Genomic DNA, 24,525 nt, shown 5'->3' on the forward strand with positions numbered 1-24,525 from the left:
AAAAATATTACAATCATATATGTAAAATACTTTTTACAAGAAGAGGAGGATTACAAATATGAAATGGATTATCGTCTTTATGGGAATGATCATATGGGGATACATAAATGGCTTTTTTAATAGTGATAAAACTGCTAATCCTTGGATTACAGATGATGAGCGTGAAACAAAAATTAAACAAAAAGCAATTATCGCAAGCTGGTCTGGTGTTTTCATATTTTGTATCATGAACCTCTTAAACAAATGGTTAAGTTTAGGAACGAGCGATACATCACCTTACTTACCATCTTCTGTCGCAACTATTTTTAAAAAAAATGTAGAGTTACAAGTTTTACTTATGTTATTCATTACATATGGCATATTTTACGTATACTACCGAAGAAAACTAAGCGCTTAACTTTTATCTCATGATTATCCTCCTAAATGGTTATAGTAACTAGGACGCAATGAAAAAAGGAGAGATATAAAAATGAGTAACTCAAATGACTTTTTAGATACATTACATGAAAAACAAGCAAAAGATGAACAAAATAGAAAGCGCCAAGGGAACGGAAACCCTGCGAAAAAAAAGCCAAATAAAACACATAAATAACATTGAAAAACCTGCCTAAAAATTATATTTTAGGCAGGTTTTTTTTACTCGTCTTTAACCGAAACGACATCTTCCCAATTCCATTTCTCATAATACCACTCTGGCACATCTATATTTTCAATCCACTTCTTTTCATGTTTTCCATCGTTATGAGCAAGCCATACATCAGCTTTCTTACGATTTGAACGGAGCCACATTAATTGGTTGCTTTTCTTACTAAAAATAGGGTTATAATCGCCTTGGCTATTTGATGGCTTTGTAATTTGATGTTGTTCATCTGTTGTACTATTTATTTCATATAAAGATGGTAGTGGTCTTTTTTCTAGAGGGACCGATAGCTCTGCTTCCTTTGCCCTTGAAACGATAATTACATTATCATTCTTCCATGTGAAATCCCAATCAACATAGCCTTTTGGAGTAAATGTATTTTGCTGGAGAGCCGGCAATTCTTTTATTTTTAAATGCTTATTCTCTAAAGCCACTCTCCCGCTTCCTTCAATATAGGCTAATATATTCTTTGATGGCGCCCATTTGAACCATTGTGTGTTTAATAACATTTGATCTACTGTTTCAAAACGACTGCCCTCTGCTCGAATTAAGCAAAGGGTATTACCATCAGCTGACAAAGAAGCTGTTGGTACTGCCAAAAACGAAATCCATTTTTGATCTGGCGACCACTTAAATCCACTTCCAACTAATGCTAAAAAGTCATCATGCTCATTCGGTAGTGCATATAAATGTTTCATCTTATGAGGATTCATATTTGCATCCTTTTGTATTTCATATAACTGAGCACCTGTCCATCCTGTTGGAAGCAAGTACGCTTCTGATGATACAAGAAACTTCTTACCATCAGGATACCATGCATAGTCACCTACACCATTAGCTACGTTTTCAAAATCTGCTTTCTTTTTTTCAGCATCAAATGTATTTAATGTGCGTGCAAATACAAATGCAATTATATTCTCTGTTGGTGACCATTGATAATTCGATGCTTCTGATTGAGATGGCGTAACTTTCTTTCCATCTTTCAGCCGATACAGTTCAAAGTGATTTCGCTTCTTTCCTTTTGCATATGCAAGCCATTCTCCATTGTGTGACCATTTCGGCCCTGTTATGTACTCTCCTTTTGTAATTTGTTTTTCTTTTTCACCGACTTTAATCCATAGATTATGATTACGAATAAAGGCAACTTTTACTCCATTGTTTTCTGCGCTAGTAATAGAACTTGAACAGAAAAAAAGGAACAAAATCACGATTCCACTTACTATAAACCTTTTCATGTAGCACCCCCATTTTCCCCTTTAGCATTCCTCATATTTCGCTTACTGTATGCAATTTTTAGCCATTCGACATAATCCCAAAAAATTCCCCAAGAAATTTTCAATTCAAAGAGGTTTGGTATGAATTATGTCGAATGTATAGTTTAGCCAACATCCGTTCCTATAATTAACGATAAAAATGTAATATTTATTTTCGGAAAATTGACACTTTTTATTAGGGGGAGTTTCAATGAAGAAAACTACATCAACACTATTAAGTATGGCGCTCGTCTTTTCGAGCTTTGGAGCATTAAGCGCCCATGCTGAATCACTGCAAAAAGAAAAGCAATTTAGCCCACAGTTAAAAGCAAATATTGAACAATGGGGAGAAAACAAAATCGCGCAAAATGTTGAAACAAAAACATCAAAAGAAATTTCAGTTATTGTAGAATTGCAGCATGCTCCACTCGCTTCACAAAGTAACATTCAACATGCTCCGGACCTACAAAATAGCAATGTGCAATCATACCATGCACAACTAAAAAAAGCACAAGAGGATACAACAAAGAAAATAAAAGAAAAAGCACCGAAAGCAACGATAAAAGAAACGTATAGTACGTTATTTTCTGGATTTTCTATTTCTATCCCAGGGGATCAAATTGCCGCTCTAGCTTCTTTACCTGAAGTAAAAGCAATTTATCCGAACTTAACATATAAATTACATGAAACGTCAAAAAGCCTAGCAGATCAAGAAACACCAAACGTTGGAGGCCCTACAGTTGGTGCACCTGAAGCTTGGAATTTAAAAGATCCGACTGGCAAATCCCTTGATGGAAAAGGGATGAAAGTCGCTATTATCGATTCAGGTGTCGACTATACCCATCCTGATTTACAAGCAAATTATATCGGTGGCTATGATACAGTCGATGAGGATAATGATCCGATGGATGGAAACGTTCACGGTACCCATGTTGCAGGAATTATTGCTGGTAACGGAAAAATAAAGGGGATTGCTCCGAATGCTTCTATACTTGCTTACCGTGTCATGAATGATGGTGGTACTGGTACGACCGAAGATATTATTCAAGGTATTGAGCGCGCTATTCAAGATGGTGCCGATGTTTTAAATCTATCTCTTGGTCAAGATTTGAATGTACCTGATCACCTGTAACAATGACGTTAGAACGCGCAGCAAAACTTGGTGTTACTGCGGTCGTCTCAAATGGAAATGATGGACCAAAACCTTGGTCTGTTGACGCTCCTGGTAACGCAAGTAGTGTCATCTCTGTTGGAGCATCTACAGTTTCTATTCCATTTCCAACATTCCAAGTAGCTGGTTCCAATAAATCTTACCAAGGATTACCGTTATCAAAAGCAGACTTCCAAGTAGGAAACGATGCTCAGCTTGTCTATGTTGGCTACGGTAATTCAAGCGATTACGCTAAACAAGATGTAAAAGGTAAGTTCGCCCTTGTTTTACAAGGAACTTCGAGCACATTAGTAAAAGCAGAACAAGCGAAACAAGCTGGCGCTCTTGGCGTGCTACTAATTTCTAACGAAAAAGAAATTAATATTATGCCCGAATATTTTGCACGTGAAGATGTAGCTCTTCCAGTTATGCAACTATCAAATACAAATGGCGAAGAGTTAAAAACTTTAATTACAAAACGAAAGAAAAATATAAAAATTGGACAACCAAAGCAAACAGAACTTATTGGTAACTTTAGTTCAAGAGGACCATCACAAGGTAGTTGGCTTATAAAACCTGATATAGTTGCACCTGGAGTGAAAATTACTAGTACAGTGCCGAGAGGTGGCTGTGAATCTCACGACGGAACAAGTATGGCTGCGCCACAAGTAGCGGGAGCCGTTGCCCTGCTGCGTCAAATGCATCCTGATTGGACGACAGAACAATTGAAAGCAGCTCTTGCCAACACTGCAAAAACATTAAAGGATGTCAATGAAAATGCATATCCTGTCATGGCACAAGGATCTGGTTTAATTAACATTCCAAAAGCAGCCCAAACAGATGCATTAGTGAAACCTAACAATGTAAGTTTCGGTCTTATTAAACCTAATAGCGGCAAAGTGAAGTTAACACAAAATATTACGTTACAAAATCTTTCTAACAAAAAGAAAAACTTTTCAACTCGCATTGAATTACTAGATACAAAAACAAAAGTCCAGACTTCTTTCTCTTCTTCTATTAGTGTGAAACCTAATAGTAACATTGAAAAGCCTTTTACTATTACTGTAGATAGCTCCTTACCACAAGGTGTATATACAGGAAATCTATATGTGAAAGAGCAAGGTAAGACTGAAGAAATGCGTATTCCATTTACGTTTAGCATTGATCCGAAAGAATACAAACGTATTGATGGTCTTGAAATCGTTAATTCTACTTTTAGTCCAAATAATGATGGAATACTAGATGACAACCTGATCAATTACTATTTAGTTACACCAGTTGAGGATGTAACATTTCACGCTAATTTAATTACGAAAGACCGTGTAACATATCAAGGCATGATACATCAAGGTAAAAACGAAACACCTGGTTATAAATCTTTCAAATGGAATGGTACGAAAACTGACGGATCTCCTCTACCTGATGGCTTATACCAAATCGAAGCTGTTGCTTCTAACTCTGGTGGAGAAACGAAACAGACAGGAGCTGTGTTTGTCGATCGTACTGCACCGAAATTATCGTCTGAAGTAGATCAAGAAAACCTCGTAATTAGAGGTAAAGTAGATGATATACTTTTGGATTGGATGGCAGAATCCGGATGGGTTGCTCCAGGACATCCCGTAACGATACAGTATGAAATTAACGGAAATGGAGCATGGGAAAGTGCATACCTAAATCCTTGGGAGAAAAACTATGAAATTTATTTCGATCGTAGTCAATTACAACAAGGAAAGAATACAATTCATATTGTAGCAACCGATGCAGCTGGAAATAAGTCTAATTTAAACGTCGATTTAGAAGTGAGATAATAAAATTATTGTTGACAAGCTTTTAAATATAGTTTTATAATACAAAACATAGTTTAGTTGAACGAATTATATATCGGCTTTGAAGGAATACTAGTAGCGACTTATATCCCTGTCTCAGAGAACTGATGGTTGGTGCGAATCAGTACATATACAAGCGTGAATTACAATTCTGGAGCTTCTTTCCCGTAATGCTTTTTATGCATGAAGAGAAAGACGGATCTTTCCGTTATCTTAAAGTAAGTGGTAAACAATTAATTGTTTACAAATAGGGTGGTACCGCGATTTTTATCGTCCCTATCGGATTTTCCGATAGGGGCTTTTTTGCGTCCTTCCCTTTTAAATAACTTCATATATACGCGTTGAAAGAATCGCAGTAGTATCTTGTATCCCTGTTTCAGAGAGCTAATGGTCGGTGGGAATTAGCACATATATAAGTACGAATTACAATTCTGGAGCTTCTTTTTCGTAGTGCTTTTATGCATGAAGGAAAAGACGGGATTTTTCCGTTATCATTAGTTGAGATGTAAGTATATTTTCACTTACAAATAGGGTGGTACCGCGATTTTTTCGCCCCTATCGGATTTTCCGATAGGGGATTTTTCTATTTCTCACGCAAACAGTTGTTAAAGAATTTCGAATGTTATGATAAAATTTTATAAGCGCTTACAATTCTGAAAGGAGGTGGTACAAGCTATACAAAACTGGTATTCATTTTTATAGAGAAAAAGGAGGACGTCTAAATGACAAAGAAAAAAGAAATTCCATCACATTTAAAACCATTCGTATCCACACAGCATTATGATCAATACACACCGGTGAATCACGCTGTTTGGCGTTACATTATGAGACAAAACCATAGCTTCTTAAAAGATGTTGCTCATCCATCCTATGTTAACGGACTACAATCATCTGGTATTAATATAGATGCAATTCCAAAAGTAGAAGAAATGAATGACTGTTTAGCACCAAGCGGCTGGGGTGCCGTAACGATTGACGGACTTATTCCCGGCGTCGCATTCTTCGATTTTCAGGGGCATGGATTACTACCAATCGCAACAGATATTCGTAAAGTAGAAAATATCGAGTATACACCCGCTCCTGATATCGTTCATGAAGCTGCAGGCCACGCACCGATTTTGCTTGATTCTACATATGCAAAATATGTGAAACGCTTTGGACAAATTGGAGCGAAAGCTTTCTCCACAAAAGAAGAACATGATGCTTTTGAAGCCGTTCGTACATTAACGATCGTAAAAGAAAGCCCTACTTCTACACCTGAAGAAGTTACAGTTGCTGAAAATGCTGTAATCGAAAAACAAAACTTAGTTTCTGGTTTATCAGAAGCAGAACAAATTTCACGTTTATTCTGGTGGACAGTGGAATACGGCTTAATCGGCAATATAAATGATCCGAAAATTTACGGTGCTGGTCTCCTTTCCTCTGTCGGTGAAAGTAAGCATTGCTTAACAAACGCTGTAAAGAAAGTCCCATTCTCAATTGAAGCTTGCACCGGGACAACTTATGATGTAACAAAAATGCAACCACAGCTATTTGTTTGTGAATCATTTGAAGAATTGACTGAGGCCCTTGAGCAGTTCTCTACAACGATGGCATTTAAAACAGGTGGAACAGAAGGATTAGAAAAAGCAATCCGCTCCGAAAATCATGCTACAACTGAGCTAAGTAGTGGATTACAAATTACGGGTACATTTACAGAGACAATTAAAAATGATACTGGTGAAGTTATTTACACACGAACAAGCTCACCAACTGCATTAGCAATTCATAATAAACAACTAGCAAATCATTCTACATCTGTGCACAGCGATGGATTCGGGACACCAATCGGATTACTAGATGGAGATATTGCATTAGAAAATTGTACAGAAGAACAATTACAATCATTAGGCATTACAATTGGAAGCAGTGCAGAGTTTACTTTTGCAAGTGGCATTCATGTAAAAGGAACAGTAACAGACATTGTAAAGAATGATAAAAAAATTGCTCTTATCTCCTTTATAAATTGTGCAGTTACTCATAAAGATCGCTTATTATTTGATCCTTCATGGGGAGCATTTGATATGGCTGTCGGCTCACAAATCACTTCTGTATTCCCAGGAGCGGCAGATGCGGCTGCATTTTTCCCGATGAATGAAGAAGTACAAGAAACGCCTGATCCACTTGTACTGAATAAGCTTGAACGTATGTATCAAACAGTTCGAGATATACGTAACGATAGTATTTTACACGATACTCATACTGATCAATTAATAGCTATTCAAAAAGTATTAAATAAATTTTATCCGAAAGAATGGTTACTTCGTCTTGAAATTTTAGAATTGCTTTTAGAACATAACAAAGGTCACGAAGCATCAGCAGCATTATTACAACAACTTTCTACTTTCACAACTGAAGAATCTGTAACACGTCTTATTAACAATGGTCTTGCGTTACTGCAGGTAAAGGATGTGAAAAATGATGCTACGATTAACTAATGAAGAAGTACAAGAGGAATTAACAAAGCTGGATAAATGGACAGTGAAAGATGAAAAATGGATTGAAAGAAAATATATGTTTTCCGACTACTTAAAAGGAGTCGAATTTGTCTCTGAAGCCGCCAAACTATCAGAAGAACATAATCACCACCCATTTATCCTTATCCAGTATAAAGCAGTCATTATTACTTTGTCATCATGGAATGCAAAAGGTTTAACGAAACTAGATTTTGACCTTGCAAAGCAATTTGATGACCTATTTTTACAAAATGAAAAAGCTATTATAAGAAAGTGAAAAAAGAGAAGCCTTTTTAGGCTTCTCCTTTCACTTTAAAATGTATACAATGTCCAAACGGATCCTTGGCCTGTAATATTCCATCTTTATACGTAGCAACTACGCCAATATATTTTAAACTTTCACACACTTGCTCTTTTTGTTTTTCATCTGCTAGTACAATTGTGAAATATTTCAAACCAACGGAATTTGGCATTTGTGGTGGTATACCTTCACCCTGCCATGTATTTAAACCGATATGGTGATGATAACCACCTGCTGATACGAACAACGCTCCATTACGAGCTGGAATCGTTACATCAAAACCAAGGCCATCAACATAGAAACGTTTCGCTTCTTCTAAGTCAGCTACATGTAAATGAATGTGCCCCATCACAGTACCAGCCGGGAACCCATTCCATGTATTTCCTTGCTGTAATAATCCTTCGCCGTCTAACGGGTTACTAACAAATGGTAACTCTCCATTTTCATCATGCCAAACTTCTTTTTGGCGATCATGATAAATTTCAATCCCGTTTCCATCTGGATCAGCTAAATAAAGAGCTTCACTAAAGTAATGGTCAGCCCCACCATGTAATGGGTGTACTCTCTCAACAAAGTGACGAAGAATATTTGCTAAGTCTTGTCTGTTTGGTAATAAAATTGCATAGTGATATAAACCAGTTCGACCTCTTTGCTTCGGAAGAGCGTCTTCCTTTTCTTCTATTATGAGAAGTGGCTCATTGTCCTCATTACCAAACGTAACGATTGTACTTTTTTCTTCCAGTACCTTCATACGCAATACTTCTGTATAAAACTCTAGCGATTTCTTTAAATTTGATACATATAAATGAACAACCCCAAGTGTTGTTTCGGGATGAAGTGGAAAGCCCATTTTGTTATACCCCCATTTTAATTAATTCTTCTTTAACATTTTCTCTTTTAAGAAATTATCTACAAAACCATTAGCTTTCGCAACAAATAAGTAAGCACCCATCGCTAATAATGCAAGTTCTAACTCAAATCCAGGATTTTTCCCGTCTCCTAACAAACCAGCTGACCATTTTACTTTCACAATCGCTCCAACCATAACAAGTGCAAATAATAAGCCAATATACCTTACGCCTAAACCTAGAATTAACAATAGACCTCCAACTAATTCAACTGTTGCTACACCGTATGCAAGTCCTCCTGGTAAACCAATGCTTGTAAACCACCCTGCAATATTGTCAATTCCTGATTGGAATTTTGTTAAACCGTGCATAAAGAACGTTACCCCTAACACGATACGAATAATTAAGTTACCAATATGTTGATTCATTTCTTTCTCTCCTTTATAGTTTTGTTATACAAAACTTTTATTTACATTACAAAACATACACTAATTATTTTTATTCGTCAATTCATTTTTCATGAGAAAAAATATTTTTTTTTTGCTATGATACAAATAGTTGTTTACAAAAAGGAGCATGATTTTATGAATATCGGTTCTGCGATTCGTGAAATTCGTCAACGTAGAGGAATTACGATTGCCCAAATTTGTGAAGGAACAGGTCTTTCTAAAGGCTTTATGAGTCAGGTTGAAAACAATAAAACATCACCATCTATCTCAACTTTAGAAATGATCGCTAATTTTTTAAATGTTCCCCTTCCATATTTATTGTTAGAACAAAAAGATCGTTTAAAAATTGTAAAAAAAGAAGAGCGTAAATACAGTGTGTATGGAAAAGATGAACAAAGAATTGAGCATGTTGCGGAGCAAGGTGGTCTCCGCCTATCTCTAGTAGAAATTTCTGCCGGATTCCCGAAAGAAAACTCACCAAATGCTCATGAAGGTGAAGAGTGTCATCTTGTATTACGCGGAAAACTAGAAGTTCAACATGGAGAAGATATTGCGATTGTAGAAGAAGGTGATTCTTTCTCTTGGAATGCATGCGTTCCTCATATTGTTCGCAATATAGGTGAAGAATCTGCATTATTACTTATCTCCAGTCATGCGGAAAATCGAAAACGTGTTTACTAAACGATAAAAAAGAAGCCTGTTTCGTAACAGGCTTCTTTTTTATTCCCTTATAATTCCATAACTCGTCCCAACTAGTACGGTCTTTTCATGTTGATTGCGGTAAACTGACTCAATTGAAACTTTTTTATATCCTTCCATTTGCTCAATATTTGTTAAAGTTAATTCACAAGTAACCGTATCTCCTGTAAAAACTGGTCTAATAAACTCACTTACTAATTCCCTCGCTATGTAATGTAACTCTTCGCCTACTTTCGTCCCAATGCTAGCAGTCAATAAACCATGGACCATTAATCGTCCATTCTCATCATATTCCATATGATGTCTACCTTTATCGCCTGTAATATTTGCAAATTCAAAAACTTCTTCCTCGGTAAATCTTCTTTCGTATTTAAATATATCCCCAACTTTTACATTCATTTTTATCCCCCGTTTAATAAACTGAATTTTCTTTTATTTTATCACAAAATGAGTCTCAGTTCAGTTTATATTATTAAAATAGCAATCCTTTTTCTTTATTACCTTATAAGTTATCGATGCCCTTCCTCTTTTGCCACTTGATACCCATAGTACGCACATGTTCCATTTCTTGATAACTCTCTTACTTCAAAATCACAACTTCTATAAAAATCAAAATTGTTAGCGGACGTATGCGCAAACCAATCGCCATGCGGAAGCTTTTGTAAACAAAGAGCTACAAGTTTCTTACCTAACCCTTTCCCCCTATACTCACACTTCACAACTAAATTTACTATGTTAGCAACCATGATTTGATCAGAAATCACTCTAACCATCGCGACCATTTCTTCTTCATCCCAAATTGTGAAAGCCCATGTTGAATTTTCAAATGCAATCGTAAACTTTTCAATTTGCCAAGAAGGGATATTATCATTACTCCAGCCAGCATCTTCAAATAATGTCTTAATCGCATATGCTGGCACTCCATTCGTTCCTTCACGAATAATTAGTCCATTATGATAAATATACATGTAATCCCTCCCTTTATTTTTTATATACCATTCTCCAAAAAATGCAATTCACCTTTTTTCATCCAACCCGCTTAATGGAATAAACGAGAACATCCATCTCATGAAATGAAGTTGTTTTCTCATAACTAAGCCCTGTTTTTCTAGCAACAAATATTGAAGCTGGGTGGTTCGGATTAATAAGTGAAATTAATTTATTCATTTGTAATGCTTGAAAACCATAGTCTCGAAATGCCGCCGCAGCCTCTTTCGCATACCCTTTCCCCCAATACTTAGGAAGTAGCCAATAGCCAATCTCAATTTCCTCTTTTCCATCTACCTTCTGCTTGACAAGTCCTGCATGACCAATTCTTATCCCTGTTTCCTTTTCAATCATTACAAATAAACCGAGACCATTTTTATAATTTGGAAGTACCCTCTCCTCCAAACTTTTTTTACATTGCATAAATGTTTTTAACGTTCCATTTCCAATATAGCGCATTACCTTCTCATCCCCCCATAAAGAAGCATAAAATGGTAAATCATCCATTGTATATTTGCGAAATTGTAAGCGATCTGTATGGAACACTCTTTTATTCACTCCCATCATTTTGAGCCTCATTACATAACAACATATTTCAAACTACGTAAGTGTTGAATAATTCATATCAAGAAATTCACCAAAAAGAAAGAAAATTCAATCTTACAAAAGTGTATTATATCAAAAAAAAGCAGTAGACAAAAGAGTGTCTACTGCATCTATATCATAACTAGTATAAAGAAAACTACAATTGAGGGGGTGTAGGATTTTCAAATATACTAGATACTTATCCCGTTCTAACGGGCGGTAAACCTTCCAATCCTTTGAGTGGAAAGTTTACCGCACATAAGAACTTTGCGGTCATTAAGAAAGCACTGTTAAGTACTCAAATACACGCTGAGCTTTTTCTCCACCCATTCGTGCATGTTGAAGAAGAGAGATGCCATGTGGGCCAGATGCACGTAATGCTTCTGGTTGTGCTACTAAAATGGCTTGTACGACTTCAAGTTCACCCAGCATAGCTGCTGCAAAAATATCCATCCGAGCTCCCTTTTCCAGTAAATAAAGAGCAATATCTTTACGGCCTACATGGGCCGCTGCTCCTAAGGCACTTTCCCAATCTGAGCCACCCCAATTATAAGAAGCATGAAGTAAGCTCGGTGATTCGGCCAAAAGCTCCTGTACTCTTTCTAGATCTCCGTGAGCTGCCATAACAAATTCCCTTACTAACTCAGTGGTAATACGCTCGTCTGTTTGCATCTCTCTTCTCCCTTTTCACAAATTCGTTTCGGTGTAAAAAATGGCTTGTCACTCCCTTGGAATATATCAACTTCAATTCCAAATACACGCTGAAACATTTGATGACATAGTACTTCTTCTGGTACGCCATCATACTGAATCTTCCCTTGTTTTAATACGAGTAAACGATCGCTATATTGAGCCGCTTGATTAATATCATGTAAAACCATTACAATCGTCATACCAAACTCTTCGTTTAATCGTTTAACAAGTTCCATTACTTCTAACTGATGGACGATATCTAAAAAGGTTGTTGGTTCATCTAATAGTAAGACATTTGTGCGTTGTGCAAGCGTCATTGCAATCCAAGCACGTTGCCTTTCTCCTCCTGATAAGGATTGTAAAAGACGATATTCATACCCTTCAAGCTTTGTAACAGACAATGCCCAATCAACAATTTCTTCATCTTCTTTATTTAAGCGACTACTCCATGATTTATGAGGACCTCTTCCGAACTCTATTAGTTCTTTCACTGTTAAATCTAATTGATGATCGTGCATTTGTGGTAACATCGCTAATTGCTTCGCTACATCTGCACTCTTCATCGTATAAATATTTTCCCCATCTAAAATGATGTCTCCTTCGCTTTGTTTAAGTAGCCGTGCTATTAAACGAAGCAAAGTAGATTTCCCCGATCCATTCGGACCGATTAAACTAACGATTTCTCCAGCTTTAATATGTACATTCATATTTTGCATTTGAAATCTTTCAGAATGTGCGTAAAACACTTTGTTAACGGAAATCACGTTGTTTTCCTCCTCTATGGATTAAATATAAGAAGAACGGACCACCTAAGAAGGACAATAAAATACCAACAGGCAATTCGATTGGATCGAACCAACTTCGAGCTATCGCATCCGCAAAAACAAGTAATATCCCACCGCCAAGGCATGATAATGGCAGTAAATATTTATAGTCATTTCCAACTAATAAACGTAACATATGCGGTACAACAAGACCGACAAATCCAATAAGACCAGAAACACTAACTGCTATTCCAGCTAACATTGTACTTACTACTATTAAATAAAACCGACTTCTTTCCACGTTATATCCTAATAATTTTGCCATTTCATCCCCAAGCATTAATACTCGAATATGTTTAATACCGAAGAAAGCTAATATAATAGCGAATATCGCATAGTAAATAATCATATTTAAATGTGCCCAACTAACACCACCAATACCACCAGCTAACCACGGTAAAACTGATTGTACTTTGTCGCTATGTAATAACATTAGCGCTGAAGTCGCTGCACCAATTAAGGCGTTTATTGAAACACCTACTAATACAATTCGTGAAGGTGGCGCCCCCTTTTGCCATGATAGTGCGTAAATGACCATTGCTGTAATAAAAGCTCCTAAAAACGCTCCTAGTGGTAAGAATGCCATATGTTGAGGAAATAAAATCATGATTATAATTGCTACAAGACCTGCTCCTGATGAAACTCCGATAATTCCAGGATCTGCAAGAGGATTTCTCATAACCCCTTGCAATAATGCTCCTGATGCAGCTAAACACGTTCCTACTATAAAACCAACGAGCACTCTCGGTATACGAAGATCCCATACAATTCGATGAACTGTCGAACCTTCATCTTGTATACCTTCTATAATGTCTCGTAAAGAAAAAGATAAGCTCCCTGCAAAAAGGCCATAAAAAAGACCTAGAACAGTTAATACGACTAAAGTAACTGTTATTATCCACCTTTTTCTCGCAAAAGGATGTTCCTTTTCTCTTACTATTTCACTACTCTCCATACTTATCATTTCCTTACATCTTGTATACTTTTATACATAAAGTCCATCGCTTCTGTAACTTTTGTCCCAGGATTTGATCCAAATAAATCTGGTGGTAAAATAACTACACGATTTTGTTTTACTGCATCTAAATTTTTCCATGCTTCATTTTTCATCATTTCGCCTTCAAATGCTTTTTTCACACTATTGGGATCTCCATGTGTAATTAAATAAATCACATCTGGATTTGCTTCAATAATACGTTCTACACTTAGCTGTGCATATTGCGGATACTCTTTCATTTCTGGAAAACTAGCTGCGATATTTTTCCCGCCTGTTTTTTCTAAAATATCCCCTGATAGAGATGTTGGTAATGCTGCTAAATAAGTGCCTGGTGCTCCATAAACTAGCAACGCTTTAACTTCACTCTTTTTCTCATATTTCTTCATTTGATCATTAATTTTTTGGTTAAGCTCTTTTGCTTTATCTTCTTTCTTCATTACTGTTCCATACATTTCAATACCCTTTTGAATATCTTTTACAGAGTTTGCTGAAGAAATGATTACTTTTGTTCCTTGTCCTTCGACCGTTGGAATGTTCTTTTGGAATCCATTGTTAGCAACAAGTACATCCGGTTTTAAACTAGCAATTTGCTCAAAATTCGGTTGATGTGCATTCCCGATTACTTGTGCTTTCTTTAATTCCTCTGGGAGAGTTAATTTTGTATCAGGACGACCTACTATTTTTCCACCTAAAGCATGAATAATATCCATGTCTCCCATACTCAACGTAGCAAAACTTTCAGGAACTTTATTGAATGTTATCTTTCTGTCTGAGAGATCGGTAATTTCGATTTTGTCTGTTCCTTTGTCTGTTTTTGTTGCGGATGCTTTTTCGTTTTCTTTTGCACTGCAACCTATTAATAAGAAAAAAATAGATAAGATCGCTGTGAACAGCGTAATAGATTTGTTCATTCTTTCACCTCTAATTGATAATAATAATCATTAACTACTATTCTACTTTAATTGATAAGGATTATCATTGTCAATATGAAACGCATACATTTTCTACAAAAATGAAAAAACGCTACAAAAAGATTTCTTCTTTTCGTAGCGCCCTATTTAACAATTTTCTTCATATTCGCTCTCCTCTAATTGATCACGCATCGTTCTAACACGCTTAAAGAAGAAAAAAGCAAGAACTAAAAATACAATAATACTCCCCATCATAACAAAAGACTGTACCATACTTTTTATTCCACTTGGAATTAATAAACCGATCATTAAAAATGTACTTATAGCTAAAAGTACTTGTGCAAACCGGGTATAATCTGCTATTTTTTCTTGTAATTCTTTCATCTGCTTATCACTCCCATCCTCACTTTATCACATTCTATCAAGCTTAAAGACAAGTAAATGGAACCAATCTGGGAGATGTTTTCCAAAGTAAAAAAGAGCCGCTTACTCGCGGCTCTTTTTTATCTATTATACGCCTTTATATGCTTCCATATAGATTTCTTTCAGCTCTGAAATGAGCGGTAATTTTGGATTAGCTGTTGTACATTGATCTTCAAAAGCTCTTTCTGCTAATAATCCAACAACCCCTTCAAATTGTTCTTTAGCAACTCCTTGTCCTGCAATACTCATATTTATATTTAAGCTTTTTCCAAGCTCAATAATTGCTTGGACGAGTGATTCCACACCTTCCGCTGTTGAGCTTGCTGGAAGCCCGAGCATTCTCGCAATATGTGCATAGCGTTCATCAGCCACAAAGTGCTCATATTTTGGGAACAATGCGTGTTTTCTTGGCTTAATAGCATTATAGCGAACTACGTGCGGCATAAGAATTGCATTCGCACGTCCATGCGGAATATGGAATTCCGGTCCAATTTTATGCGCTAAACTATGATTAATACCTAGGAAAGCATTTGCAAATGCCATCCCTGCGATTGCGGAAGCATTATGCATTTTTTCTCGTGCTTCTTCATCATTTCCATCTTTATACGCTCTCGGTAAATATTTAAATACGAGATCAATTGCTTTTAATGCTAAACCATCAGTATAGTCATTTGCCAGAACAGACACATACGCTTCAATTGCATGTGTTAATACGTCCATACCAGTATCTGCCGTCACATGAGGTGGTACTGTCATTACAAATTGCGGATCAACAATCGCTACATCTGGTGTTAATTCATAATCCGCAAGCGGGTATTTAATATTATTTTTCTTATCTGTAATAACCGCAAATGGCGTCACTTCTGATCCCGTCCCTGATGTTGTTGGAATGGCAACAAATTGTGCTTTATTTCCCAAGTTCGGATACTTACATGTACGTTTTCTTATATCTAAAAACTTCTGTTTTATTCCATAGAATGTCGTTTCTGGGTGCTCATAGAATAGCCACATCCCTTTTGCTGCATCCATAGCTGAACCGCCACCAAGCGCGATAATTACATCTGGTTTAAAGCTTTTCATCATGTCCGCACCTTTAAATACAGTTTCATCTGATGGATCTGGCTCAACTTCAAAGAAAACTTCAACTTTCACATCATTTGCATGCTTACGTAAATAGTGCGTAACTGTATCTACATAACCGTGCTCAACCATCCCTGGATCCGTTACAATAAATGCGCGGGAAATGTTAGGCATGTTTGCTAAATATGCTGTCGCATGTTTTTCAAAATAAATTTTGGGTGGTAATTTGAACCACTGCATATTCTTTTTTCTATTTGCCAACCTTTTTATATTTAATAAATGAGTCGCCGTTACGTTTTGGGAAACTGAGTTTTTCCCGTAGGAGCCACAACCAAGCGTAAGTGATGGAATAAATCCATTATATATATCACCAATTCCACCTTGTGATGAAGGTGCATTTACAATGAGACGGCAGGCTTTCATACGTAACCCAAATTGTTTTTGTACTTCTTTATTTGTAGAATGGATAACCGCTGAATGCCCTAGGCCACCAAGCTCTAACATTTCTTCGCAATATGTAAATCCTTCTTCTAATGAATTTGCTTTTACACAAGCTAACACTGGGCTCAGTTTCTCACGAGATAGTGGATACGCTGCTCCGATGCCTTTAATTTCAGCTACAAGCATTTTTGTATGTTCAGGTACAGTAATTCCTACTAATTCAGCAATATACTGTGCTGATTTCCCAACAATATCACTATTTACTGCACATGTATTTTCATTAATAACAAGCTTTTCTAATTTCTTTCTCTCTTCCTCTGTTACAAAATAACAATTATTTGCAATCATTTCCGCTTTAACATCATTATAGATTTCCTTATCTACAATGATGGCTTGTTCTGACGCACAAATCATACCGTTATCAAATGTTTTCGATAAAATCAAATCATTAACAGCACGTTTTACATGTGCCGATTTCTCTATATAACATGGTACATTACCTGGCCCTACACCTAGCGCCGGTTTACCAGTAGAATAAGCCGATTTCACCATACCAGCCCCTCCAGTTGCTAGAACGAGTGCGACACCATCATGGTTCATTAATTGTTTCGTTGCTTCCACAGAAGGTCTTTCAATCCATTGAATACAATGCTTTGGTGCACCAGCTTTCACTGCTGCATCATATACTGTTTTTGCCGCTGCAACGGAACAGTTTTGTGCAGAAGGATGAAATGCGAAAATAATTGGATTTCTCGTTTTTATCGCGATTAATGCTTTAAACATTGTTGTCGATGTTGGGTTCGTTACTGGCGTTACCCCAGCTACTACACCGACAGGTTCTGCGATTTCTATTATTTCTTCATGAGGATCTTCATGAATAATTCCTACCGTTTTATCTTTCTTTATACTATGCCAAATATATTCAGTGGCAAAAATATTTTTAATGCATTTATCTTCATATACGCCACGGCCCGTTTCTTCAACAGCCAACTTCGCAAGCGGCATATGTTGATCGACACCCGCAAGCGCCATTTCATGAACAATGTTGTCAATTTGCTCTTGTGTAAAACTTTCTAATGCTTGTAAAGCTTTTTGACCGTTATCTACTAACGTATCAATCATCTCTTTTACCTCTTGCATTTCATTTACAACTTTCTCTTTGACTACCATGTAAATTTCCTCCTATTCTGCTATCTTGGACTTTATAAGTCCCTATAGGTCATAAAAAGTCCCGATTAGCGTAAAAAAATAGAGTTACCTTCCTACATGAATCCTATTGTTTGTGAAACGTTTCACAAGTTTGTTCGTGAATAACATTTCATGAATTTAATATACATGAAATCATTTCATTTGTGTATGTCTAATTTGTGAAACGTTTCACAAATTAATATAATAAAAATGCACTGCTCTATATTAGCAGTGCATTTTTATTATGCTAGTGCTTGTGCCAAATCTTCAATTAAATCTTCTCCATCTTCAATACCAACAGAGATTCGAATTAATGTATCTGTAATTCCTAATTCTTTACGGCGATCTGCTGGGATTGATGCATGTGTCATTTGTGATGGAATGGAAATTAAACTTTCTACTGCTCCTAAGCTTTCAGCAAGTGTAAAGTACTGTAACTTCTCAAGTACTCTATTTAATGTTTCTTCACCATCTACATCGAATGAGATGATTGCACCAAATCCGTTCGCCTGTTCTTTTGCTAATTCATGATTTTGATGTGATTCAAGACCTGGATAATATACTTTATTTACTTTCGGATGGTTATTTAAAAACTCAGCAATTGCGCGTGAATTTATTTCATGCTCCTCCATACGAATTCCTAATGTTTTTAAACCACGAAGTAGTAAGAAGCTGTCTTGTGGTCCAAGAATACCTCCTGTTGAGTTTTGTACGAAATGAAGGTCTTCTGCTAGTTGCGGGCTATTTACAGCTACTAGGCCTGCAACTACATCACTATGCCCACCTAAATATTTCGTTGCACTATGAAGTACAATGTCTGCTCCTAAAGAAATTGGCGACTGCCAATATGGCGTCATGAATGTGTTATCAATAATTGTTAATAAATCGTTCTCTTTAGCAAGAGCGGATATTTTCTTAATATCAGTAATTTTCAGTAATGGATTCGTTGGTGTTTCCACATAAATCGCTTTCGTATTTGGACGAATCGCTTCTACAACTTCCTCTAGGTTTGTTGTATCTACAAATGTATGCTCAATACCGAAGCGGTTTAATACTTTCGTAATAACACGGTACGTTCCGCCATAAACATCATCTGTTAAAATGACGTGATCTCCTTTTGAGAACAACATAATTGTTGCTGTAATAGCAGCCATTCCTGAACCAAATGCAAATCCAGCATGACCATTTTCTAATACAGCAATCATTTCTTCTAAAGCTGCACGTGTTGGATTACCTGTTCGTGAATATTCATATCCTTGATGCTTACCAACTGCTTCTTGTTTGTACGTACTCGTTTGATATATCGGCACGTTTACAGATCCAGTTGAAGGTTCTCCTATGCGAATACCATGAATTAACTTTGTCTTTGCTCTCATTTTTTATTCCCATCCTTTGTATATGTCTTTACTTAAATAGCGCTCACTGCTATCCGGAAAAATCGTTACAATATTTGTACCTGGTGCTGCGTTTTCTGCCTCAAGTAAGCTTGCATGAAATGCCGCTCCTGAAGAGCTTCCAACGAGAAGGCCTTCTTTTTGCGCTAACTCTTTCACTCGTAAAAATGCATGTCGATCAGAAATTGTATGAATTTCATCAAAATAAGATGTTTTTAAAAATGGCGGGATGAATTCAAGACCAATCCCTTCTGTTTCATGTGAACCAGCTTTACCGCCATTTAAAATAGATCCTTCTGGTTCTACAATAACCGTTTTAATATCAATATTTTTTTCTTTTAAATAAGACGCAGTTCCCATAAACGTACCGCCAGTTCCTGCCCCTGCAACAAATATGTTAATTTCTCCATTCAATGCATCCCAAAGTTCAGGACCTAATGTTTTGAAATAAGCACGAGGGTTTGCTTCATTCGCAAACTGACTTGGAGAGTATGAATTCGGTATTTCATTTACTAATTCTTTTGCCTTTGCAATTGCGCCGGTCATTCCTTGCTCAGTCGGTGTATGCACGACCGTTGCACCTAGCGCTTTCATTAATTCTTGTTTTTCAATACTAAATTTCTCTGGTACACAAACAATGACGCGTAAATCATGTTTTAACGCTGCAAGTGCCAGTCCAATGCCAGTATTCCCAGCCGTCGGTTCAATAATTGTTCCGCCCTCTGCAACAAGCCCTTTTTCTAGTGCATCTTCAATTAATTCTCTTCCTAAACGATCCTTAACGCTTCCGCCTGGGTTGTAAAATTCAAGCTTTGCAAATAAACGGACTCCCTTCGGAAGTGAAAAACGAGTAATTTCTACGATTGGTGTATGGCCAATCAACTCATGAACTCCACGATATACATTCATCGTGTTCTCCCCCTTATTTGCCAATAAAGAAAAGGCAACTGTATGTATTTTCTTTATATGAGACAGTTGCCTTTTTGTTACATTACTTTAACTCTTCTAGTACTTTTACGATAAAGTTTGTAGAATGAAGAGCTGCTTGATCTAAAAATTGATCAAATGAAACATTTGATTCTTTACCAGCAATATCAGAAAGTGCACGAATAATAACAAACGGAACTTCATATTGGTGGCATACTTGCGCAACAGCTGCTGCTTCCATTTCTACTGCATAAAGATCTTCAAATTTATCACGAATTGCTGCAACTCGGTTCGGATCACTCATAAATGAATCACCTGTTGCAATCATACCTTTTACAACTTGAATATTTTCTTCTGCCTGCATACATTTCTCAGCTAATGCAACTAATGCCTCATCAGCTTTAAATCCAGGTGGCATTCCTGGCACTTGACCATATTCGTAGTTAAATGCTGTTACATCTACGTCATGGTGACGAACTTCTGTTGAAATAACTACATCACCAACATTTAGAGAGTGATGGAATCCACCAGCTGAGCCAGTATTAATTACTTTTTCAGGCTTATATTTTTCTAATAAAATTGTCGTTGACATCGCTGCATTTACTTTACCAATACCAGACTTTAGCAAGATTACTTCATGCCCTGCCAATAGCCCTTTCGTAAATTCACAACCTGCAACAGTTTCTGTTTCTGCTTGTTCTAGTTTGTCACGTAAAATACGTACTTCTTCTTCCATTGCTCCAATTACAGCAATTCTCAATCTAATCCCTCTTTCTATTGCTTAGTTGCCTCCATTACCCAAACGAAATGATTTAATCTCGTAAACGTTACGTGGAAGCCATTGTTTTCAAAAATAGATTGCATGATCGGAATACGTGTATAGTATTCTGTTTGCAAATCGTTTGCTAACTGATGAAAACCTCTTTGTTTTGCTACTTCGACAGTTTTATCATATGCATCTTGATCTGCAAATATCGTATCAGCAAACACTATTTTACCACCTTTGTTTAGCAATTGACTATACTTCGCAATTGCTACGTCTTTTTCTTCATCTATTAAATGATGAAATGCGTAAGTGCTCACAATAGTATCGATTGAATTTGGGACTTCAAATGAAAGAAAATCACCCTCTGTAATTGAAAACTCTTTTGGTAATTTCTCTTTTGCAATAGTACGCATTTCGCGTGACGGTTCTATACCGTAAACTGTGCGACCAGCAAGTAATAATTTATTTGTTAAATTGCCAGTACCAACACCAAATTCTAATACGTTGCCAAATGACTTGTTAACTACATCCTCTAAAATGTCCTCATAATGGGCGAAAACTTCTTTATATTGTATATCTTCGCCTTGTACAAATGAGTCGTACGTATGAGCCCATTCATCAAATAAACCATTAAATTCTGTTCCCATAAAAATTCCCCTTTTTCTTATCGGTTTTATCAGTATGATATTCTCTCTTTCTAAAAATGTCAATTGAAATGTACGTAGTATTTCCTTCTTTTCTTTGTTACACTATAGGTGATTATCATAGGAGAGGGGGCATCTTCGTGTCATTTACCTTTGAAATGTTAGAAGATAAAGTAGAATTTTTCGAGGCTGCAAACTTAGTTTCTCTAGAAAAAAAAATTAACGAACAAATTGATAATAATAAAGCACTTATGCTCGAAGTTCATCATATTTCTCACCAAATGATTATGGATCCTGAAAGCAAAAGACCTTATTATAGTGCGGTTGTTCATTTTAAATTAAAGAAATTACGCTAACTAGAAAAAGAGAGGCTCTTAAGAGCCTCTCTTTTTTTAGTTTAGAGTTTGAACGAGTACTGGTTTCCAGCCCTCATTGTCTACCCAATCAATATTTACATAATATTTTTTACCTGATTGTTTATCTTGTACGTTACCGTAAGCTTTATTCTTACCGTTATTTCCAATTCTATGGATAACTAATTGATTTACTGGAACGTCAATTGCAGCTGAAATCGCTTGATTCATCTCATTCCAATCTGCTGTACCTTTTTTAAACGTCATCGCAGGTGTTGCACCTTGCTCTGTACCTACTGGCTTCCAAGAAGATTTCGTATAAGCATCTGTTGCCTGTGACTGTGTTTTTTCAGCTGGTGCTTTCTCGTTAGCTTTCGCTTCTTCTTCAGCTTTTTTCTTTTCTTCCTCAGCCTTTTGCTTCTCTTCTTCTTCCTTCTTCTTAGCCTCTGTCTTATCTTGCGCATTCTTCTTCGGCTCTTCTTTACCTTTAGCTTTCTCAGCTTTATTCTCTTTTGTTGTTTGCTGAGCTACCTTTTTATCATTAGAAGACGCTTGCTCTTTTGTGTCAGGAACAAACAATTGATATGCTACAATAGCTACTGCTACTAATACAATAGCGATTGCAATATTTAAAACACCGTTTTGACGACGTTTTTGTTGTTTCTGTTGGAATCTAGATCCTCCTGCCATTCTTCAAACCTCCATGCAGTTTTTCATACTTGCTATTGTAACATTAAATCTAGAAAGGTTGAACATTTACAATAATATTTTCACGAAATGAAAACATTTCATAAATAATTGCAAGATTACTTTTCAATTTCTAATTGATGAATTGCCTCTACCATTTCTGCAAAAACTGGTGTGACTACATTTTCATTACTATCTGTTTCTATATCAACTACAACTAAAGCATATCTTGGGTTTTCATATGGAAAATAACCTGCAAACCAGCGATTCACCCTCTCTCCTTTTCCTGTTTGTGCCGTCCCAGATTTTCCAGCGACAGTTAGTGGCAACGAACGGAATGCGGTTCCCGTTCCTTTCTCCATCGTTACAACGGCTCTTAACAACTGTTGTAATTTTTTCATCGTTTCATAAGAAAGCTGTTTCCCATTTAATTTATGATTTTCAAATGTAAAAAAGTCGGTTCCATTTTTATACACTATTTTTTTCACAGCTTTCACTTCCATCTTCTCTCCACCTCTAGCAATTGTCGCCATCATATTCGCTATAGCTAGAGGTGACACACGTACATCTTTTTGTCCGACCATCGTTTGAGCAATCGCTTTTCTACTATCTTTATTTTCTTCGCTTTCCCAAATAATAGCACTCTTTTCTTCTGGCAATTGCTCAAATTCTGGTGTATGAAATACCGAACCTTTCCAACCTACCTTCTCACGTGCTCCTAAGGCCTCTAAATACGTTTCTAATACTTCCCTATCCTTTTGCATTAGTTCACCACCTAATACGGCAAACGTTCGATTACAGCTTCTAGCAAAGCTTTCCTTAAAGTTTAATGACCCCATCATAACTTGTGGAAGATTTTCACCGTATAAATCCGTATTACAGTTAAATGTACGATTAAACCGCACCAAATTCTCATCAATTCCTGCTGCTGCAACTACTGTTTTAAAAACAGACCCCGGAAAATGAGGAGTTAACATTTGATTTTCAAGTGTAGCTTTATATATCCTCCTATCATTCATCTGTAAAGAAGGCCTACTTACCATTGCTACAACTTCACTATTCTTTATGTCTAGTAATACTAACCCACCTTTTTTTATTCCGTTTTCATCTATAATCTTCTCTGCTCGTCGTTGCAACGTTTTATGTATTGTTGTTTGAATAGTAACTGGATAAAATGGATTTCCTGGTGAAGTGTATTTCGCCTGCTTCCCAAAAATCGGTTCTCCTTGTCGATCCACTTGATATAGTACTTTCGCTTCTCCATCAGTCAGTAAAAATTCATCAAATGATTGTTGCAATCCAGAAATACCAATTGGCGTTTGTTTCGAAGTTTTTTTCATTTCTCCATAACGCTTTTGAAATTCCTGTTCATTCTCTCCCACATCACCAATTAAATGATCTGCCTCTCCCATTTGCTTCAGTCGAAATTCTGCTGCTACAATACCTAAAATATCTAATTGATTTACCTTCTTCATCTGCTCGAGCGTTAATTGAAATGGGGTATTCTCCCTTCGTAATATAAATGCTTGATTCTTATTTTTCATTTGCAGTCTTATCTCTTGTCTCGACACACCAATGATATGCGCAATTTTCTCTAACATGTCATTTTTTATTTGTAAAAATGGAAAAACAATTAAGACTGGATATTTCTCTTCACCAATTTCCTTACCATTTCGATCTGTAAAATGCCCTCTTCCATTATCTACTGTAAGTGATTGTGTTCGTTGCGTAACACTTTTTTCAATCAGATTGATATTTCGGTCAGTAAATGATTCCGTATCTATAATCTGTATTTGGATTAAACGACAAAGTAATAAAAAAATCACACCCATAAAACAAATTAAAACAATTATAATTCTCCGTTTCATTTTCATAAAAAACACCTCGTCTATTGTAGTTTAGACGAGGTGTTTCACCTTTTATACAAATAAAAAATCACTCGTTTTTACACGAGTGATTTTTTA

At 36.4% G+C, this 24,525-nt stretch carries 24 protein-coding genes, 1 pseudogene and 2 other annotated features; of the genes and pseudogenes, 7 read left to right on the top strand and 18 right to left on the bottom strand.

Annotation, left to right across the window (positions count from 1 at the left end):
• Nucleotides 1–58 precede the first annotated feature (58 nt).
• Nucleotides 59–397 carry a phosphoglycerate mutase gene (locus MR066_RS11610; RefSeq protein WP_242247188.1) on the top strand — a complete coding sequence of 113 codons (339 nt, stop codon included), beginning with the start codon at nt 59–61 and terminating at the stop codon, nt 395–397.
• A gap of 72 nt (nt 398–469) precedes the next feature.
• Nucleotides 470–592, top strand: coding sequence for a DUF4023 domain-containing protein (locus tag MR066_RS11615; protein ID WP_000071861.1), 123 nt, complete (start codon nt 470–472; stop codon nt 590–592).
• A 44-nt stretch (nt 593–636) separates the two neighbouring features.
• Here the strand turns inward: MR066_RS11615 and MR066_RS11620 are convergent, their stop codons facing one another.
• On the bottom strand, nt 637–1,875 hold the full coding sequence (locus MR066_RS11620) for a TolB family protein (RefSeq protein WP_242247190.1): 1,239 nt from the start codon (nt 1,873–1,875) through the stop codon (nt 637–639).
• 229 nt (nt 1,876–2,104) lie between these two features.
• On the opposite strand from MR066_RS11620, the pseudogene MR066_RS11625 reads away from it, so the two are divergent.
• The 3 genes and pseudogenes from MR066_RS11625 to MR066_RS11635 all read left to right on the top strand — a co-directional run bounded on the left by MR066_RS11625 (nt 2,105) and on the right by MR066_RS11635 (nt 7,641).
• A pseudogene (locus MR066_RS11625) lies at nt 2,105–4,851 on the top strand (S8 family serine peptidase).
• Between the two features lie 70 nt (nt 4,852–4,921).
• Nucleotides 4,922–5,150: a binding site (T-box leader), on the top strand.
• A gap of 51 nt (nt 5,151–5,201) precedes the next feature.
• Nucleotides 5,202–5,429 (top strand) — a binding site (T-box leader).
• Between the two features lie 162 nt (nt 5,430–5,591).
• A complete protein-coding gene (locus tag MR066_RS11630; RefSeq protein ID WP_242247192.1) occupies nt 5,592–7,346 on the top strand; it encodes an aromatic amino acid hydroxylase in 1,755 nt (584 codons plus the stop codon).
• Nucleotides 7,327–7,641 carry a 4a-hydroxytetrahydrobiopterin dehydratase gene (locus MR066_RS11635; RefSeq protein WP_002143198.1) on the top strand — a complete coding sequence of 105 codons (315 nt, stop codon included), beginning with the start codon at nt 7,327–7,329 and terminating at the stop codon, nt 7,639–7,641. Before MR066_RS11630 ends, MR066_RS11635 begins: the two co-directional genes overlap by 20 nt.
• A gap of 16 nt (nt 7,642–7,657) precedes the next feature.
• Here the strand turns inward: MR066_RS11635 and MR066_RS11640 are convergent, their stop codons facing one another.
• Both MR066_RS11640 and MR066_RS11645 read right to left on the bottom strand, forming a co-directional pair.
• Nucleotides 7,658–8,515 carry a VOC family protein gene (locus MR066_RS11640; RefSeq protein WP_002143199.1) on the bottom strand — a complete coding sequence of 286 codons (858 nt, stop codon included), beginning with the start codon at nt 8,513–8,515 and terminating at the stop codon, nt 7,658–7,660.
• A gap of 21 nt (nt 8,516–8,536) precedes the next feature.
• On the bottom strand, nt 8,537–8,941 hold the full coding sequence (locus MR066_RS11645; protein WP_002015248.1) for a DoxX family protein: 405 nt from the start codon (nt 8,939–8,941) through the stop codon (nt 8,537–8,539).
• Between the two features lie 156 nt (nt 8,942–9,097).
• Between MR066_RS11645 and MR066_RS11650 the strand changes: the two genes are divergently transcribed.
• Nucleotides 9,098–9,643, top strand: a complete 546-nt coding sequence (locus MR066_RS11650; protein ID WP_002015249.1) for a helix-turn-helix domain-containing protein — start codon at nt 9,098–9,100, stop codon at nt 9,641–9,643.
• Between the two features lie 39 nt (nt 9,644–9,682).
• Here MR066_RS11650 and MR066_RS11655 read toward each other — a convergent pair whose 3' ends face one another.
• The 13 genes from MR066_RS11655 to MR066_RS11715 form a co-directional block, all read right to left on the bottom strand.
• A complete protein-coding gene (locus tag MR066_RS11655) occupies nt 9,683–10,060 on the bottom strand; it encodes a hotdog family protein (protein WP_002015250.1) in 378 nt (125 codons plus the stop codon).
• 110 nt (nt 10,061–10,170) lie between these two features.
• Nucleotides 10,171–10,629 (bottom strand): GNAT family N-acetyltransferase, encoded by a 459-nt coding sequence (locus MR066_RS11660; RefSeq protein ID WP_002129190.1) that lies wholly within the window; start codon nt 10,627–10,629, stop codon nt 10,171–10,173.
• 58 nt (nt 10,630–10,687) lie between these two features.
• Nucleotides 10,688–11,215, bottom strand: a complete 528-nt coding sequence (locus MR066_RS11665; RefSeq protein WP_002015253.1) for a GNAT family N-acetyltransferase — start codon at nt 11,213–11,215, stop codon at nt 10,688–10,690.
• A gap of 294 nt (nt 11,216–11,509) precedes the next feature.
• Nucleotides 11,510–11,905: an ankyrin repeat domain-containing protein gene (locus MR066_RS11670; RefSeq protein WP_002129192.1), complete on the bottom strand. Its 396-nt coding sequence runs from the start codon at nt 11,903–11,905 to the stop codon at nt 11,510–11,512.
• The gene (locus tag MR066_RS11675; protein ID WP_002129193.1) at nt 11,872–12,690 is read right to left on the bottom strand and encodes an ABC transporter ATP-binding protein; all 819 of its coding nucleotides are present in this window, start codon (nt 12,688–12,690) and stop codon (nt 11,872–11,874) included. The genes MR066_RS11670 and MR066_RS11675 overlap by 34 nt, the downstream gene beginning before the upstream one ends.
• On the bottom strand, nt 12,677–13,705 hold the full coding sequence (locus MR066_RS11680; RefSeq protein WP_002015259.1) for a FecCD family ABC transporter permease: 1,029 nt from the start codon (nt 13,703–13,705) through the stop codon (nt 12,677–12,679). Before MR066_RS11680 ends, MR066_RS11675 begins: the two co-directional genes overlap by 14 nt.
• 5 nt (nt 13,706–13,710) lie before the next feature.
• Nucleotides 13,711–14,658: an ABC transporter substrate-binding protein gene (locus tag MR066_RS11685; protein WP_242247193.1), complete on the bottom strand. Its 948-nt coding sequence runs from the start codon at nt 14,656–14,658 to the stop codon at nt 13,711–13,713.
• Between the two features lie 147 nt (nt 14,659–14,805).
• Entirely contained in the window at nt 14,806–15,042 is a 237-nt protein-coding gene (locus tag MR066_RS11690) for a YrhC family protein (protein WP_002034123.1), read from the bottom strand.
• Nucleotides 15,043–15,168: 126 nt separating this feature from the next.
• Nucleotides 15,169–17,772, bottom strand: a complete 2,604-nt coding sequence (gene adhE, locus MR066_RS11695; RefSeq protein WP_242247194.1) for a bifunctional acetaldehyde-CoA/alcohol dehydrogenase — start codon at nt 17,770–17,772, stop codon at nt 15,169–15,171.
• A 260-nt stretch (nt 17,773–18,032) separates the two neighbouring features.
• A complete protein-coding gene (locus MR066_RS11700; protein ID WP_242247203.1) occupies nt 18,033–19,166 on the bottom strand; it encodes a bifunctional cystathionine gamma-lyase/homocysteine desulfhydrase in 1,134 nt (377 codons plus the stop codon).
• A gap of 3 nt (nt 19,167–19,169) precedes the next feature.
• Nucleotides 19,170–20,093, bottom strand: coding sequence for an O-acetylserine dependent cystathionine beta-synthase (locus tag MR066_RS11705; RefSeq protein ID WP_242247205.1), 924 nt, complete (start codon nt 20,091–20,093; stop codon nt 19,170–19,172).
• An 82-nt stretch (nt 20,094–20,175) separates the two neighbouring features.
• Nucleotides 20,176–20,871, bottom strand: a complete 696-nt coding sequence (mtnN, locus tag MR066_RS11710) for a 5'-methylthioadenosine/S-adenosylhomocysteine nucleosidase (protein ID WP_002015266.1) — start codon at nt 20,869–20,871, stop codon at nt 20,176–20,178.
• Nucleotides 20,872–20,885: 14 nt separating this feature from the next.
• A complete protein-coding gene (locus MR066_RS11715) occupies nt 20,886–21,524 on the bottom strand; it encodes a class I SAM-dependent DNA methyltransferase (RefSeq protein ID WP_002015267.1) in 639 nt (212 codons plus the stop codon).
• Nucleotides 21,525–21,661: 137 nt separating this feature from the next.
• Between MR066_RS11715 and MR066_RS11720 the strand changes: the two genes are divergently transcribed.
• Nucleotides 21,662–21,877 (top strand): YrzA family protein, encoded by a 216-nt coding sequence (locus MR066_RS11720; protein WP_002015268.1) that lies wholly within the window; start codon nt 21,662–21,664, stop codon nt 21,875–21,877.
• Between the two features lie 36 nt (nt 21,878–21,913).
• Here MR066_RS11720 and MR066_RS11725 read toward each other — a convergent pair whose 3' ends face one another.
• Both MR066_RS11725 and MR066_RS11730 read right to left on the bottom strand, forming a co-directional pair.
• Complete coding sequence (locus tag MR066_RS11725; protein WP_061689587.1) at nt 21,914–22,564, bottom strand: YrrS family protein; 651 nt, start codon at nt 22,562–22,564, stop codon at nt 21,914–21,916.
• Nucleotides 22,565–22,680: 116 nt separating this feature from the next.
• Entirely contained in the window at nt 22,681–24,435 is a 1,755-nt protein-coding gene (locus MR066_RS11730; RefSeq protein WP_242247207.1) for a peptidoglycan D,D-transpeptidase FtsI family protein, read from the bottom strand.
• Nucleotides 24,436–24,525 lie beyond the last annotated feature (90 nt).

This window comes from Bacillus cereus group sp. BfR-BA-01523 (assembly GCF_022662615.1).
GTDB lineage: Bacteria > Bacillota > Bacilli > Bacillales > Bacillaceae_G > Bacillus_A > Bacillus_A mycoides.